This is a genomic window from Aeromonas ichthyocola (assembly GCF_046087985.1).
GTDB classification, from domain to species: Bacteria; Pseudomonadota; Gammaproteobacteria; order Enterobacterales; family Aeromonadaceae; genus Aeromonas; species Aeromonas rivipollensis.
In genome coordinates this window covers 173,345-189,116 of sequence record NZ_JBJSWH010000007.1, presented here as the reverse complement: position 1 = coordinate 189,116, position 15,772 = coordinate 173,345, and the positions used below count along the sequence as shown (strand labels likewise).

Genomic DNA, 15,772 nt, shown 5'->3' with positions numbered 1-15,772 from the left:
GCTGACCAAGGTTAACACAGCCATTTCGGCGGCTACAGAAGCAGATGGCACCATGCCGTCACCTCTGTCAGTCAAACAGGGTATGACGCCGTCCCTGCCGCACATGGTCGTGAAGACAGCGCAGCTGGGACTCCACCACCCGGTGACGGGAGAGCGGAGGCAGGACGTCGATGGGGAAATAGGCCGCGCCTCGGGTCTCGTCAGTCTTGGTGAGCAGCGCTCCGCCCGTCACCTCGCACAGGAAGAAGGCCTTGTGGGCATGGGGCAGTTGCGGGGGATGGAGGTGTTTGAGCTTGTCGAACAGGGCCAGCAGCTGGATGGCACGGCACTCAAGGCCCGTCTCCTCCACCACTTCGCGCACCACTGCGCCCGCTGGCGAGTCGCCTATGTCGCACCAGCCCCCGGGCAGAGTCCAGAGTCCGTCGCTGCGCTCCTGCACCAGCAGCAGCCGGCCCGCGTCATCCAGGATCAGCGCCCGCACATCCAGCTTGGGGGTGGGATAACCGCTGTCCAGAGCAATCCAGTGGGCGATGGCCTCGGGATCCAGCTCGCTCTGGCTGGCGACAAGCGTGGCAGCCGCGTTTCGCAGCGCCTCGAAGCGGGCAATATCGAAGGGATCTTGGGAATAGGTGAGCCCGGCCTGAGCCGTGGCCAGCACCTGTTCCAGAAAGGCGGCCAACGGCGGTTGCACGGCTAGAGCCCGAGGAAGCGCACTATCTGGGCGGGATAGCGCTCGAAGCCGACGAAGGCGTGGTTGCCGCCGCACTCCAGGGAGAGGCGGGCAAACTCGTATTCCCTCAATGCCTTGCGATAGTCGAGCACCTCATCCTCCTGCTGTTGCAGGATCCAGAGTCGCTCGGGGGCGCTCACCGGTACCGCCAGCGCCCGCAGCTCGTCCATGTGGGTCGGCAGCAGCTCGTAGCGCTCGTCGGTATAGGGATTGACCTGGTGGCCCAGGTAGTCGCAGAGCAGTTCATGGGGGCGCACCGCCGGATTGATCAGCGCCGCGCGGCAGCCATGCAGCTCGCTCACCCGGGTCGCCATAAAGCCGCCGAGGGAGCTGCCCACGGCACCTAGCCTGAGGCGGCCATCATGGCGAGCCCTGGCCTCGGCAATGGCGCCCTCTATGGCCTCCCAGGCCGCCGCCGGGGTATTGGGCTGGGCCGGGATAAGCACTTCGATGTCGGGCCTGTGCTCGGCCACCCAGGCAGCCATCTGCTGCGCCTTGGCCGAGCCGGGCGATGAGTTGAAACCGTGCAGATAGAGCAGAACCGGGGTCATGGTGGCGGACTCCTCAATATCCGGTGGCGTTGGGGTCGGGCACGAACTGCCCCACCGGCAACCGCCACACCTGGCTGGCAATGCGGCCATCCGGATGCAGGGTGAGATAACGCCAGCCCGGGCCGGACTCGTCCAGGGCGAAACCGTCGGAGAGCGGCTTGAACTGGATGCAGGTGGAGGGGCTGGCGATCAGCCTCACCCCCTGGTGCACCTCGTCAAACTCCTGATGCACATGGCCGAACAAGATGGTCTTCTGCTGCGGATGGCGGGCCAGCACGGCGAAGAGATCGTCGGCATTCTTGAGATTGTGCTGATCCAGCCAGGCGCAGCCCACCGGCACCGCCTGATGGTGCAGGGCGATGAGGGCGTGGCGCTCGGGATGCTGACGCAGGGCGCTGTCCAGCGCCGCCAGCTGGTGATCGCCGAGCACCCCATGGGGTTTGCCGCGCACCTGGGTATCGAGCAGGATCACCTGCCAGTGGTCTCCCACCAGCTGCTTGGCTTCGCTGATCCCGGCGGCATGGAGGTACTCCGTCATCAGGGGGCCGTCATCGTGGTTGCCGGGCAACCAGTAGATGGGGCGCGCCAGCGGGGCCATCATGGAGGCGAACCGCTGATAGGATTCCGGGCTGTGATCCTGGGACAGATCCCCGGTGGCGAGGATCAGATCGAACGGATGCGCGTTGGCCTGCACCTGCTCCAGCACGGCGGCCAGGCTCTCTGCGGTTCGCACGGCCAGCAGTCGTCCCTCTGCACTGGCGAAGAGATGGGTATCGGTAATCTGTAACAGGCGCACACTGCCGTCCGGCGCCTGAGGTAGCTCTGTTTCCAAAATCACGCTTCTTTTTTATGGGTTCGACTAGAGGATGTTGATCAGGCTGGTGCCATGTTTGAGACAAAATCTTAGCCAATCGGCCAAGAATAGATTTACCTGCTCTTTTTCATCCCTGTGGTGCATTTTTTTATTGGGATAATCATAACGTGGTTGCAACATTGAAATCTGTTGCGCCGCACACACTTCCGCCATCCGCACATCGTGATACAAACGAATCTCTATACGAGCCTGCAAGTAGCTCGGCAACTCGGGATTGTGCTGGGCCAGGGTCACCTGACTGGTGAAGCGGCTCTCTTCGCTGACGGTGAGCTGGAACTGCAAGCCGTTGCCCACCTGATAACGGCGCTCCGCCCCCACGCTGCCGCCGGGGGGCAGCAGCTTCATCAAAGCCATGTAATTGACCTCGCAGGTGCGCTGCAAGGACATCAGATCAGGCACATAGCGTTTCATCGGGCTCTGGACTAATGGCATATCGCAACTCCATCAATCAGGGTCCATGGACGATTGACCTCGCAGACAGGAGGCACATGGCGCCTGGCGTGAACGAACGAGCGCCACCTTAGCGCCCCGCCAGCCAGCGGGCCTGCAGCTCGCCATGATTGAGGGCCAACCATTGCAGGGCGATGACGGAGGCGGCATTGTCGATGCGCCCCTCCTTGAGCCAGGCGTAGGCCTGCTCGCGGCTCACCACATGGACCCGGATGTCTTCACCCTCTTCCGCCAGACCGTGGATCCCCGCCGCCTGGCTGGCATCCACCTCCCCCACATAGACCTCGATCCGCTCTGTGCTGCCACCCGGGCTCACCAGGTAGCTGATGGCATGCTCGCAGCGACCCACCTCGATGCCCGCCTCTTCCACCGCCTCGCGGCGCACCACGGCTTCGGCTGTCTCCCCTTCATCTATGATGCCGGCCACCAGCTCCAGCAGCCAGGGAGTGGGGCTGGTCTCGATGGCACCGATGCGGAACTGCTCCACCAGCACTATCTGGTCGCGCACGGGATCATAAGGCAGCAGCGCGGCCGCATGGCCCCGCTCGAACAGCTCGCGGACTATGGGCTCATTCCAGCCACCGGCAAATAACCTGTGTTGCAGGCGATAGACGTTCACTTTGAAAAAGCCGTTGTATCCAGATGATTTATCGATGATTTTCACATCATCACCGGAATAGTGAGTGGTTTGAGGCAAGGCTTGCTGTGACATACGAGACTCCTACCAGCTTGACTTGGCTTGGTTTGACCATAATATTCGGGGGCATGAATGAACATTCATTCACTCGCTCTCGCCGACGATGAGGGATGGATTTTAGCAGCCACAGGACATTTGGCTAGGCGCGTGGCCGAGAAAACTCGCCCTGACTCTTGACGTTTCTGTCGCTGGAAAAGAGACAGTTCGCAATGAAATCTGCTTGTAGTAGAGTGGTTAAGCTGAAATCAAGCTTGGTCGGTGACAATCCCCTCCTTCATCCAGCGGACAGCTTTGGGTTGATAAATAAGGTTAAAACTATCATATGAAAAGAACACTCTTGTCAGTCATGGTGATGCTGGGTGTGAGCAGTGTCGCTCATGCCGAAAACCTGCTCGAAATCTACCAGCAAGCCCAGATCAAGGATACCCAGCTGCTGGAATCCAAGGCCAAGCGGGACCAAGCCTTCGAGAAGATCAACGAATCCCGCGCCGCTCTCTTGCCACAGATCAATCTGGGCGCCGGCCTGAACTACCTGCAGAACAAGGACGATACCCAGACCAACAGCGGTGCCAGCGGCAGCGTCACCCTGGATCAGTCCGTCTATCGTCGCAGCAACTGGGTCAACCTGGACCTGACCGAGAAGAGCGCCACCCAGTCCGACGTGGCCTACAACCTCGAGTACCAGAACCTGATGCTGCGTACCGCTCAGGCCTATTTCGACGTGCTCAAGGCGATGGATACTCTGGAGTTCGTCCGTGCCAACAAGACCGCGGTAGAGCGTCAGCTGGAACAGACCCAGCAGCGCTTCGAAGTGGGCCTGACCGCCATCACGGACGTGCATGAGGCCGAGGCCGAGCGCGATCAGGCGCTGGCAGACGAGATCAATGCCGAGAACACCCTGGACAACAGCTACGAGAGCCTGCGCGAGCTGACCGGCATCGATCATCGCCAGCTGGACGTGCTCAACACCGAGCGTTTCGCCCCGCAGAAGACCCCGTTCAACTCCGACAAGTGGCTGGAGCTGGCCCTGGACAAGAACCTGGAGCTGCACAGCGCCCGCATCGGCAAGGACATCGCCAAGGAGCAGATCGATCTGGCCAAGACGGGCCATGAGCCGACCCTGGATCTGGGCGCCGGCCTCACCGCCGGTTACAACGACTACAAGGACGAGATCCGCAACCCCGAGAGCAACAGCAATCAGGGCAATATAGGCCTGAACTTCAACCTGCCGCTCTACACCGGGGGCGCCACCACCTCCCAGGTCAAGCAGGCACAGTTCAACTACGTGGCCGCCAGCGAGCAGCTGGAGCGCAGCTTCCGCTCGGTGCAGAGCACAGTGCGTTCTTCCTATAACAACGTGAACGCCAGCATCGGCTCGGTGCGCGCCTACAGCCAGTCCGTCATCTCCGCCGACAGCGCCCTGAAGGCGACCGAGGCCGGTTATGAAGTGGGTACCCGGACCATAGTCGACGTGCTGGACTCCACCCGCAAGCTGTACCAGGCCAAGCAGAAACTCTCCGAGGCCCGTTACAACTACATCCTCAGCATCCTCTCCCTCAAGCAGGCCGCCGGCATACTGGAGCAGAAGGATCTGGAAGACGTGAACCAGGGCCTGATGCCCGCCGCCCAGGTCACCAAGAAGTCCTGAGCCGGATTCACGGCATGAAAAAGGCGACCTTAGGGTCGCCTTTTTGCTGCCTGCTTGCCGCTCGCCAGGGGCGAGTGGTCAGGCACCTCCGGCCGAGGCCGGAGGTGCTCAGCCGCGCTCGCGTATGGTCTTGATGATCTCGCTGGTGGAGCAGCCGTCCTCGAAGTTCAGCACCCGCACCTCGCCGCCGTTGGCGGTCACTTCGGCATAACCGGCGATCTCTTCGGGCTTGTAATCGCCCCCCTTGACCAAGAGGTCTGGCAGGATCTCGGCGATCAGTCGCTGGGGCGTGTCCTCACCGAAGGACACCACCCAATCCACGGCACCCAAAGCCGCCAGCACCGTCATGCGGCGCTCTGTGGGGTTGACCGGACGGCCCGGCCCCTTGAGGCGGCGCACGGACTCATCGGTGTTGACCGCGACTATCAGGCGATCCCCCAGCTTGCCCGCATTGGCCAGGTAGGAGACGTGGCCCGCATGCAGGATGTCGAAGCAGCCGTTGGTCATCACCACCTTCTCGCCGCGCAGGCGGGCGGCCTGCACGGCCACCTTGAGCTGGGCCTCGGACATGACGCCAAAGCCGGTCTCCTGCTCGGTGTAGAGGGCGTTGGCCAGCTCCACCGGGCTCACCGTGGAGGTACCCAGCTTGCCGACGACTATGCCGGCTGCTGTGTTGGCCAGGGCACAGGCCTCGTCCAGGCTCATGCCGGCGGCAAGCGACGTCGCCAGGGTGGAGATGACGGTATCGCCGGCACCGGTCACGTCATAGACCTCGTGAGCCTGGGCCGGCAGGTGCAGCTCGGGCTGTCCTTCGCGGATCAGGGTCATGCCGTTCTCGGAACGGGTCACCAGCAGGGCATCCAGCTCGAAGCGCTTGACCAGCTCCAGCCCCTTGGCAACCAGCTCCTCTTCGCTCTTCACCTTGCCCACCACGGCCTCGAACTCGGACATGTTGGGGGTCAGCAGGGTGGCGCCGCGATACTTCTCGAAATCCGTCCCCTTGGGATCCACCAGCACAGGGATGCCGGCGGCGCGGGCGCGGGCAATCATGCCAGGCACGTCGTTCAAGGCGCCCTTGCCGTAGTCGGAGAGGATCATCACGTCGGCCCCCGGCAGCGCCTGCTCCACCTTGCCCATCAGCAGGCTGGCGTCCACGTCGTGGAAGGCCTCTTCAAAATCGAGGCGCAGCAGTTGCTGGTTGCGGGACAGCACCCGCAGCTTGGTGATGGTCGGGTAGTCGGTCAGACGAACGAAATCACAGGCGACCTTGACCCCTGCCATCTGGCCGGCCAGGGCATCGGCGGCCTCATCCTGACCGGTCAGCCCGAGCAACACGGCCTGGGCACCCAGGGCGGCAGAGTTCAGGGCCACGTTGGCGGCGCCACCCGGGCGCTCCTCTATGTGCTCGACCTTGACCACGGGCACCGGCGCCTCGGGGGAGATGCGGCCGGTGGGGCCATGCCAATAGCGATCCAACATGACATCGCCAACGACCAGAACGCGGGCTTTCTCAAACTCGGGCAGGGTGATTTTCATCTGTATCGGCTCTCAAAACCTGAAAATTTCAGCGGCCGATTTTATCACACTCTTTTCCTGGACGTGAAAAAAGCACTGCCATGCCCGCCCAGGCGCCCCCGTCTGACCCCTCTGACCAGGTGATGGCGATTCGCACCCGCCCCCGTTTTTCGGATAGAATCCCCAGATTGCGAGTGACAGCCTATCCAGGGGCACCGATCCCCCCGTGTCGGCTGGGCTCCCTCCCTTGCCTTTGTGAACAAGAGACTCTTCATGGCCCAAGAACATGCTCCCCGCCTCGAACCCCGTCTGTTCCATCCCCGTTACTGGGGCAGCTGGTTCGGTCTGTGCCTGCTCTGGCTGCTGGTGCTGCTGCCCTGGCGCAGCCAGATGTGGCTGGGTCGCCAGCTCGGCACCCTGGCCCGCAAGGTATTGAAATCCCGCGTCAAGATTGCCCGTCGCAACCTGGAGCTGGCGATGCCCGAGCTCAGTCGGGATCAGCGGGAAACCCTGCTCAAACAGAACTTCGAGAGCGTGGGCTGCGCCATCTTCGAGGTGGGCATGGCCTGGTTCTGGCCCGACTGGCGGATGCGCCGCCTGATGAAGGTGGAGGGGGAAGAGCATGTCATCGACGCCATCGAAAAGGGTCAGGGCATGCTGCTGCTCTCCTGCCACTTCCTGACGCTGGAGCTCAACGCCCGCTGCTTCGGCCTGGTGCGGCCCGGGGTCGGTGTCTATCGCCCCAACACCAATCCGGTGCTGGAGTACGCCCAGTACCACGGTCGCTGCGCCTCCAACAAGTACCTGGTGGATCGCATGGACGTGAAGGGGATGATCAAGGCACTGCGCAACGGCGACGCCCTCTGGTATGCGCCGGATCACGACTACGGCAGCCATGCCAGCGTCTTCGTGCCCTATTTCGCGGTGGAGCAGGCGGCCACCATCACCGGCACCGCCACCCTGGCCCGGGTCAAGAACACTGTCACCCTGCCCTGCTACAACATCCGTACCCAGGAGGGCTACACCCTGCACATAGGGGCGCCGCTGGAAGGCTACCCGAGCGGTGACGACCTGGTCGATGCCGCCCGCGCCAACCGCGAGATTGAGGCCGCCGTGCGCAAGGCCCCCGAGCAGTACATGTGGCTGCATCGCCGCTTCAAGACCCGTCCCAACCCGGACGACGCGGGTTTCTACTAAGGCCCCTTCCCAATGAAAAAGCCCTCGCATGCGAGGGCTTTTTTACGGGTCTGCGACCGCGCCTGAATTACTGGCGGATCAGCCGGTAGATGGCGTAACCGGGATGTTTGGCGTCGTCCATCGCCAGGGTGGACTTGTACTCAAGATCCGCACCGGCCAGAGCCTTGGCCTCATCGCTCGGCGAGGAGTAGAGCCGCACGTCAACCCCCACTGGCAGCGCCTTCATGTGCCAGTTGTTGTTGGCCGCCGGGCTGAAGCCCGCCGGATTGGCAGCAGACTGGGACTTGAGGTACTGGGCGATGATCTCCCGCGTCTCGAAGGGATCTTCATGGACTATGTTGCTGCCATCTATGCCCGGGAAGTGACCGCCACCGCTGGCGCGATAGTTGTTGGTCACCACGTAGAACTTCTGGGCCGGATCCACCGGCTGGCCGTTGAAGGTGAGGCCGCTGATGCGCTGACCGTCGCTCACCTTGAGCCCCTCCTTGCTGTAACGGGCTGGCTGGGTGATGTCCACCTCGTAGCTCACACCGTCGATCACATCGAAGTTGTAGGTCGGGAAGCTTTCGTTCACCAGCCACTGCACCTCGCTCTTGCCGGTGTCTATCCGGTTGAACTGGCCGGCGCTCATCTCCAGCCACTCCTTGACGGTGGCCCCGTTCACCTCGACCACCTGCAGGGTGTTCGGATAGATGTAGAGATCGGAGACGTTGCGCAGGGAGATGTCACCCTGGGCTACATAGGTGAAGTCATTGATGCCGTTGCGCCCGCCGCGGAAGGGGGCCGCCACCGACAGGATCGGGTAGGGCTCCTTGAGCAGACCGTCTTGTTGCAACTGCTCGGCGTGCTGACGCTGGGCATCGCTCACCAGTTGCACCGAGGGGTCGTCCTGCACCAGGGCGAAGAAGCTGTGAATGGGAGAGGTGATCTTGCCGAGCGGCTCGTCCAGCCACTGGTTGGTGGCGTCGTGATCCGCCTGCACCAGATCCACGACCCGTTGATCCACGGCGCTGCCTTCGCTTGAATCTATCTTGCGCAGGCTGGCCTGGCTCTGCTTCACCTGCCACTTGCCATCCACTTGCTCCAGCTTGAGATCGATGATGCCGAGGTGGTTGCCCCAGTAGCCGGGCATCACGGTCGGAATGCCACTCAGGGTGCCGGCCTTGTTGTCCACCTCGGGCAGGTCCGGGAAGTCGCCGGGGAAGTTCTTGTGGGCGTGACCCAGCATCAGGGCATCTATCCCCTTCACCTTGGCCAGGTGCCAGGCGGAGTTTTCCATCATGGCCTCGTAGCTGTTGGCATTGATGCCGGTGTGGGCCACCACCACCACCAGATCGGCCCCCTTGGCGCGCAGCTCGGGCACATAGTGGTTGGCGGTCTCGACCATGTCGGCCACCACCACCTTGCCTTCCAGATGGCGCTTGTCCCACTGCAGCACCTGGGGCGGCGTCAGACCCAGGATGCCGACCTTGACGGTCTGTGACTGGCCCTTGTCATCCGTCACCTGGCGCTCCAGCAGCAGATAAGGGGTGAACTTGTTGCCGCTCCAGTCAATCTGTCCCTTGGCGTCGCGCTTGAAGGCACCCGCCTCGAACACGTTGGCGTTCACATAGGGAAACTCGGCCCCCGCCAGCACCTTGCCGAGGTAATCCAGGCCGTAGTTGAACTCGTGGTTGCCGAGGTTGCCCGCGTCATACCCCAGCTCGTTCATCGCCTTGAACACAGGGTGGGCCTGCTTCTCGAGGTAACCGGCACCGGACTGCTCGAAGATATAGTCCGCCAGCGGCGTGCCCTGGATCAGGTCACCGTTGTCGAGCAGCAGGTTGTTGGGGTTTTCGGCGCGGGCGGCGCGGATCAGCAGGGCGGTGCGGGAGAGGCCGAACTTGCGGTCTTCCTTGTTCTGGTAGTAGTCATACCCCAGCACGTTGGAGTGGATGTCGGAGGTCTGGATCAGGCGCAGGGAGACTGTCCCCGGCTGCGCCTTGCTGTCATTTTCATTGCTGCAGGCGGTCAGCAGCACGATGGCGGCGATTGCCCCCAGCTTCATGGAGTTATTCACTGTCTTTTCCCTTTTATTATGAGTAACGCTTTACCAGCGCCGGGAATTTAACAGACGAATATGTCAGCAGATGACACCGGGACTCATTTTTATGAAGCCCGGCACAAAAATAGCCTTATGAGGCCAGCAGAGCCCCGCTGGCCAGCTTGACCGCCAGCACCAGCATTATGATACCGACAACCATATCAATGACTTGCTGCACCCTGCTCCGGGCAAGCCAGGGAGAAAGCGCCGCCGCCCCGAAGGCCAGCCCGTAGAACCATACCAGAGAGGCTAGCATGGCGCCTGCGGCGAAGGCGGGCCGCAGATCCTCGGCAAACTGGCTGCCGAAGGAGCCGAGCAGCATCAGGGTATCCAGGTAGACGTGGGGGTTGAGCAGGGTTACCCCGAGGGTCATGGCCAGCACGCTCTTGACCCCCATCAGCTGAGGAGAGTCCGCCAGGGCCGCCCCCTGTCCGCGCCAGGCACTGCGCAGGGAGCGCACCCCGAACCAGCCGAGAAACAGCACGCCGCCCCAGGTCAGCAGCGCCAGGCCGATGGGGCTGGCCACCAGCAGGTTGGCACCGCCAAACACCCCTATGCCGATCAGCACGAGATCGCACAGGCAGCAGAGGGTCGCCGTCAGCAGATGGTGGTTGCGGTGAATGCCCCGGCTCAGCACGAAGGCATTCTGGGCACCTATGGGGATGATCATGGCAAGGCCGAGGGTAAAGCCTTGCAGTGTGGTCGCGAACATGGACAAACCTTTGTGTGGGAGATCTGGGGGCACTATAAGGGGAGGCGTGAAATCAGAGAAATTCATTCATTTTCTGATGCATTCAAAAAACTGATAAGACGGGGCGAAAAACGACATCTGGCAGGCTGTCAATTGCAGGATCTGACAATTGTGGCCCCGGAGGCCCGCCCCGAGAATCGCCAAAGTGACGGGATCGGCTTGGGACACTGGGTGATGGCGACAGAGGAGATGCCGAGCGACAGGGCAGCGTCGCCCGGCCGGCATTCACTGCAACAGTCTGGGGAAGTTGGTGACCACCACCTGCTCCAGATTCGGCAGCAAGATACCGCTGCTGACCCCCTTGGCGATGGCCTGGTAGCGATTCATCGACCCCGTCTTGCGGGTGACCTGGTTGAGGTGGTAGTTCACGGTGCGCTCGGTGATCCCGAGGATGCAGGCGATCTCCCCCGATGTCTTCCCTTCGCTGGCCCAGAACAGGCACTCGGTCTCCCTATCCGTCAGGGCCTCCTGGGGATCCTCCTCCCTCATGCTTTGACGCACTATCCGGATCGCCGCCTCGAAGATGTAGTTGGACATCCAGGAGAGGATGGGCGAGGACTCCAGCAGCAGGTCGCTGGATGCCCGTTCCCGGGTGATGAACGACAGTATGCCGTTCTCCCCCGCGCCCCGTGCAGCGGAAACGAGATGCCGTTGCGCAAGCCGAACTCCGCCGCCAGCCCCATCACGTCCATGCTCCCCTCTTGCAGGAAGCGCGCCTTCTCGTCCAGCCGGTTCCAGTAGATGGGCAGGGTCTGTGTGCGGGCGAGCTGGATGATGGGGTCGCAGGCCAGCATGTTGTTCACCGTGTAGGCCTGCACCCAGGAGTCCGGGCACTGGTTGAACAACACCACCTTGGGCCTTTGCATCGACATGGGCAGGATGAGCGCAAATCGATAGTAGTCGTAGCCCATTCCCAGGGTGAAGCGGCCGATCAGCTCGGCCAGCCGGTTTCCATCCGTTACCAGCGTGAAATGTTCCAGATACTCAAGCAGTTGGTCGCGTGTCATAGGCTAGCCTCCCCTGGCCAAGGCCTTGGATTATAGCGCCTAACCATGAAATGGAGAGACATGAATGCTTGTTTTCAAAGGAAAATTGAAAGAACACCCCAGATGGGAGGTCGAAAACGAGCTTTATCGCTTTCGCAAGCGCGTCTTCTCCGATCGGCTCGGTTGGGACGTGGAATCCCACCGGGGTCTGGAGCGGGACAGCTTCGACAAACCCGATACCCACTGGGTGCTGATTGAAGATGAAGAGGGCCTGTGCGGCTGCATCAGGCTGCTCAGTTGCGCCCAGGATTACATGCTGCCCAGCATCTTTCCCGGTGCCCTCGCCGGCGAGCGTCCCCCGCGCGGCGCCGATGTCTGGGAGCTGACCCGGCTTGCCATCGATGCCGGCCGCGCTCCCGCGCTCGACAACGGCATCAGCGAGCTGACCTGCGTCATCTTCCGCGAGGTTTATGCCTTCGCCAGGGAACAGGGGATCCGGGAGCTGGTCGCCGTGGTCAGCCTGCCGGTGGAGCGCATCTTCCGCCGCCTTGGCCTGCCCATAGAGCGGCTCGGTCACCGTCAGGCGGTGGATCTGGGGGCGGTGCGCGGAGTCGGGATCCGCTTCCAGCTGGACGAGCGCTTCGAGCGCGCTGTCAACCGTCCCCTGCGGGGGGAGTACGTCCCGGCCGGAGAGCTGCTCGGCATGAGCTGACCCCATAAAAAAGTCCCGGGCTGACACCCGGGACCAAAACTCTCGCTATGGCCCGTTTCCACCCCATGCAAAAACGGACCGAATGAGTATCTTATGAATCTCACATAGTCTCTACTGTCACATCTCACAGTGACAGCCCGGGATGTCCCCCACGCAGTGCCCGCCACCGGGCCTGGTTGTTCTCCCTCCGTCACTCCAGTAGCATCCTTGCTCAATCCCCTTCTCTGATAAGGAATGCTGATGAAGACGCTGGACTACAAGCTGCTGCTGGCACTGGATGCCGTGATGCAGGAGCAGAACTTCGAGCGCGCCGCCCAGCGTCTGCACATCACCCAGTCCGCCATCTCCCAGCGCATCAAGCAGCTGGAGCAGCAGTTTGCCGAGCCGCTGATCATCCGCAGCCAGCCCCTGCAGGCCACGGCCCTCGGGCAAAAGCTGCTGGCCCACTACCGTCAGGTACGCCAGCTGGAGCTGGAGCTGGCGGGCGAACTCTCCCCCGCCGAGCCCCAGGCGCCGATCCGGGTCAGCATAGCCGTCAACGCCGACAGCCTGGCCACCTGGTTCCTGCCCGCCCTGGCGCCCCTGCTGGAACAGCACCCCATAGAGCTGAACCTGCTGGTGGATGACGAGAGCCGCACCCTCGACAAGGTGCGCGAGGGCCAGGCGTTCGGCGCCGTCAGCCTGCAGCCGCAGGCCCTGGCCGGTTGCTGCGTCGACGAGCTCGGCGAGATGCGCTACCTGCTGACCGCCAGCCCCGCCTTCGTCGCCCGCCACTTCCCCCAGGGGCTCACCCCGGCGGCGCTGGCCAAGGCACCGGCGGTCGCCTTCGATCAGCGCGACGACATGCACGTCAGCTTCATGGCCCGCCACTTCGCCCTGGCCCCCGGCGGCTACCCCTGCCACACGGTGCGCTCGTCGGAGGCCTTCGTCGCCATGGCCGAGCAGGGGCTGGCCTGCTGTCTCATCCCCGAGTTGCAGATCCGCCAGCAGCTCGCACAGGGGCTGTTGCTCGATCTCAGCCCGGATCTCCACCTGGTCGAGCGCCTCTACTGGCACCGCTGGGTGCTGGAGCGGGGGCTGCACAAGCAGATCTCATTGCGCCTGATCGAGCAAGGGCGCCGGGCACTGCAACCCCGCTGAGCGGGCCATTCACCTTGGCTTTGGAGGGGTAAAAACGTATAGTGCTGGGCGATCCTTCATCAGGTCTCCACCCAGGTTTTCCACTTCAGGTTCCTCACTTATGTTCCAAGACAATCCGCTGCTGGCCCAGCTCAAGCAACAAATCCGCGAAAACATCCCCAAGAAAGAGGGTGTTATTCGCGCCTCCGATCGGGGCTTCGGCTTCCTGGAGGTCGATGAGAAGACCAGCTATTTCGTGCCGCCTCCCTACATGAAGAAGGTGATGCACGGTGACCGGGTGAGCGCCCTGATCCGTACCGAGAAAGAGAAGGAAGTGGCCGAGCCGGATGCCCTGCTGGAGCAGGCCGTGGTCCGCTTCGTTGGCCGCGTCAAGATGTTCCGCGACCGCCTCAACGTGGTGCCTGATCACCCCCTCATCAAGGACGCCATCAAGGCCCGCGCCAAGAAGGGTCTGGACGAGAAGTCCTTCAAGGAAGGGGACTGGGTGGTGGCGACCCTCAAGCGTCACGCCCTGGTGGATGGCAACTTCTCCGCCGAGATCACCCAGCTCATCGCCGACAAGGACGATCACAACGTGCCCTGGTGGGTGGTGCTGGCACGCCACAACCTGGCCCAGATCGAGCCGGCGGACCTGCCCGAGTGGAACGTCATCGAAGAGGAAGAGCTGCCCCGTCGCGATCTGACCCAGCTGCCCTTCTTCACCATAGATGGCGCCAAGACCAAGGACATGGATGACGCCCTCTCCATCCGCAAACTGGACAACGGCTGGGAGCTGCTGGTCGCCATCGCCGATCCGACCGCCTACGTGGCCGAAGGCAGCGAGCTGGACCAGGAAGCCGCCAAGCGCGCCTTCACCGTCTACATGCCGGGCCGCAATGTGCCCATGATACCGCGCACCCTCTCCGACGAGCTCTGCTCCCTGAAAGAGGGCGAGGAGCGCAACACCCTGTGCGCACGTCTGCTGATCGCCGAGGATGGCCTGCTGCTGGAAGAGACCGAATTCTTCGCCGCCCGCATCGTCTCCCACGCTCGTCTGAACTATGACGACGTCTCCGACTGGGCCGAGCACGGCAAGGCGCTGGACATAGACGCCGGCGTCCTGGCCCAGCTGCCGCTGATGAAGGCCATGACGGAGGCCCGTATCAAGTGGCGTACCGAGCACGCCCTGGTGTTCCCGGACCGTCCCGACTACGACTTCGAGCTGGGTGAGAACGGCGCCGTGCTGGCCATCCATGTGGAGCCGCGCCGCATCGCCAACCGGATGATCGAAGAGTCGATGATAGCCGCCAACATCTGCGCCGGTCGCGTGCTGGGCAAGAGCGTCGGCTACGGCATCTTCAACGTCCACACAGGGTTCGATGAAGAGTCCCTCGACGGCGCCATCGACCTGCTGAAAAGTGCCGAGGCCCCGTTCGAGAAGGAAGAGATCGCAAGTCTGTCCGGTTTCTGCGCCCTGCGCCGCTGGATCGACAGCCTGGACACCCGCTGGCTGGACGGCAAGATCCGCCGCTTCCAGAGCTATGCACTGATGTCCGCCGAGCCGGGTGCCCACTACGGCCTAGGGCTGGATGCTTACGCCACCTGGACGTCACCTATTCGCAAATACGGCGATATGGTCAACCATCGTCTGCTCAAGGCCGTCATCGCCGGCAAGACCCCGGGTGAGCGTCCGAGCCAGGAACTGACCGAACACCTGACCGAGTGCCGCCGCCTGCACCGCAGGGTGGAGCGCGACATCGGCGACTGGCTCTATGTCCGTTACCTCCAGGCCGCCGCCGGTACCGATCAGCTGTTCAACGCCGAGATCATCGATGTGATGCGGGCCGGCCTCAAGCTGCGTCTGCAGGAGAACGGTGCCGTGGTCTTCATGCCCGCCCGCCATATCCTGGACAACAAGGACAGGCTGGAGTGCAACTGGGACAACGGTCGCGTCTACCTGGACAAGACAGAAGTGGTCTATGAGCTTGGCCAGATCATCGAGGTGAAGCTGAGCGAGGCGGTGGAAGAGACCCGCTCCCTCATCGCCAAACCGGCGGTGGCCCTGGTGCCGGGTCCGGCACCGGAAGCACCGGCGGCCGAGAGCACAGCAAGCGAGAGCAGCGAGGCTGCGGCCGATGCGGCCCCCAAGGCGGAATAAGCCCCGCTCCCCAGCATGCCAAGAGCCCGCAATATTGCGGGCTTTTTTATGGCGCGGCAACCTGGGCAGAAGCGTCAGGGGGGATGAATGGGCCGGGTCGGCCTGTGCTTGTGGCTGTGCCGACACTCCCGTTTTTCGCAGCGGGTATTGGCAGACGTCGCCAGGGAGGCCAATCAGGGCCTGCCAAAGGAGGCGGGACAGCGCCCAAGTGGCCGAAAGCTAGGGGAGCAAAACTGAAAGTGGGTTACAAAACCACTGATTCATTGATTAGTAGTTGATGATGATGCGAAATCCATCGCCG

At 62.7% G+C, this 15,772-nt stretch carries 13 protein-coding genes and 1 pseudogene; 5 read left to right on the top strand and 9 right to left on the bottom strand.

Going from position 1 to position 15,772, the window contains the following annotated elements:
• Positions 1-67 precede the first annotated feature (67 nt).
• The 5 genes from ACF2JD_RS19875 to nudF form a co-directional block, all read right to left on the bottom strand.
• Positions 68-691 carry an NUDIX hydrolase N-terminal domain-containing protein gene (locus ACF2JD_RS19875; protein WP_440988043.1) on the bottom strand — a complete coding sequence of 208 codons (624 nt, stop codon included), beginning with the start codon at positions 689-691 and terminating at the stop codon, positions 68-70.
• A 2-nt stretch (positions 692-693) separates the two neighbouring features.
• Positions 694-1,281: a YqiA/YcfP family alpha/beta fold hydrolase gene (locus tag ACF2JD_RS19870; protein WP_440988042.1), complete on the bottom strand. Its 588-nt coding sequence runs from the start codon at positions 1,279-1,281 to the stop codon at positions 694-696.
• 13 nt (positions 1,282-1,294) lie between these two features.
• Positions 1,295-2,113, bottom strand: a complete 819-nt coding sequence (cpdA, locus tag ACF2JD_RS19865; RefSeq protein WP_111913459.1) for a 3',5'-cyclic-AMP phosphodiesterase — start codon at positions 2,111-2,113, stop codon at positions 1,295-1,297.
• A 27-nt stretch (positions 2,114-2,140) separates the two neighbouring features.
• Entirely contained in the window at positions 2,141-2,587 is a 447-nt protein-coding gene (locus ACF2JD_RS19860) for a DUF1249 domain-containing protein (protein ID WP_440988041.1), read from the bottom strand.
• An 88-nt stretch (positions 2,588-2,675) separates the two neighbouring features.
• Positions 2,676-3,317, bottom strand: coding sequence for an ADP-ribose diphosphatase (nudF, locus tag ACF2JD_RS19855; RefSeq protein WP_440988040.1), 642 nt, complete (start codon positions 3,315-3,317; stop codon positions 2,676-2,678).
• Between the two features lie 307 nt (positions 3,318-3,624).
• Here nudF and tolC point away from each other — a divergent pair, with 307 nt between their 5' ends.
• Positions 3,625-4,950, top strand: a complete 1,326-nt coding sequence (gene tolC / locus ACF2JD_RS19850; RefSeq protein WP_440988039.1) for an outer membrane channel protein TolC — start codon at positions 3,625-3,627, stop codon at positions 4,948-4,950.
• 108 nt (positions 4,951-5,058) lie between these two features.
• Here the strand turns inward: tolC and hldE are convergent, their stop codons facing one another.
• Positions 5,059-6,486 carry a bifunctional D-glycero-beta-D-manno-heptose-7-phosphate kinase/D-glycero-beta-D-manno-heptose 1-phosphate adenylyltransferase HldE gene (gene hldE / locus ACF2JD_RS19845; RefSeq protein WP_440988038.1) on the bottom strand — a complete coding sequence of 476 codons (1,428 nt, stop codon included), beginning with the start codon at positions 6,484-6,486 and terminating at the stop codon, positions 5,059-5,061.
• A 252-nt stretch (positions 6,487-6,738) separates the two neighbouring features.
• On the opposite strand from hldE, the gene lpxL reads away from it, so the two are divergent.
• The gene (gene lpxL, locus ACF2JD_RS19840) at positions 6,739-7,662 is read left to right on the top strand and encodes an LpxL/LpxP family Kdo(2)-lipid IV(A) lauroyl/palmitoleoyl acyltransferase (protein WP_106885091.1); all 924 of its coding nucleotides are present in this window, start codon (positions 6,739-6,741) and stop codon (positions 7,660-7,662) included.
• 67 nt (positions 7,663-7,729) lie between these two features.
• Here the strand turns inward: lpxL and ACF2JD_RS19835 are convergent, their stop codons facing one another.
• From ACF2JD_RS19835 to ACF2JD_RS19825, 3 genes and pseudogenes are all read right to left on the bottom strand, one after another.
• The gene (locus ACF2JD_RS19835; protein WP_440988081.1) at positions 7,730-9,709 is read right to left on the bottom strand and encodes a bifunctional 2',3'-cyclic-nucleotide 2'-phosphodiesterase/3'-nucleotidase; all 1,980 of its coding nucleotides are present in this window, start codon (positions 9,707-9,709) and stop codon (positions 7,730-7,732) included.
• A gap of 127 nt (positions 9,710-9,836) precedes the next feature.
• Positions 9,837-10,457 carry an L-lysine exporter gene (gene lysE, locus ACF2JD_RS19830; RefSeq protein ID WP_440988037.1) on the bottom strand — a complete coding sequence of 207 codons (621 nt, stop codon included), beginning with the start codon at positions 10,455-10,457 and terminating at the stop codon, positions 9,837-9,839.
• 264 nt (positions 10,458-10,721) lie between these two features.
• Positions 10,722-11,503, bottom strand: a pseudogene (locus ACF2JD_RS19825) (LuxR family transcriptional regulator).
• Between the two features lie 64 nt (positions 11,504-11,567).
• Between ACF2JD_RS19825 and ACF2JD_RS19820 the strand changes: the two are divergent.
• From ACF2JD_RS19820 to ACF2JD_RS19810, 3 genes are all read left to right on the top strand, one after another.
• Positions 11,568-12,194, top strand: a complete 627-nt coding sequence (locus ACF2JD_RS19820) for an acyl-homoserine-lactone synthase (RefSeq protein ID WP_290029443.1) — start codon at positions 11,568-11,570, stop codon at positions 12,192-12,194.
• Positions 12,195-12,434: 240 nt separating this feature from the next.
• Positions 12,435-13,334, top strand: coding sequence for a LysR family transcriptional regulator ArgP (locus ACF2JD_RS19815; protein ID WP_025325564.1), 900 nt, complete (start codon positions 12,435-12,437; stop codon positions 13,332-13,334).
• A 100-nt stretch (positions 13,335-13,434) separates the two neighbouring features.
• Positions 13,435-15,471: an exoribonuclease II gene (locus tag ACF2JD_RS19810; RefSeq protein ID WP_440988036.1), complete on the top strand. Its 2,037-nt coding sequence runs from the start codon at positions 13,435-13,437 to the stop codon at positions 15,469-15,471.
• Positions 15,472-15,772 lie beyond the last annotated feature (301 nt).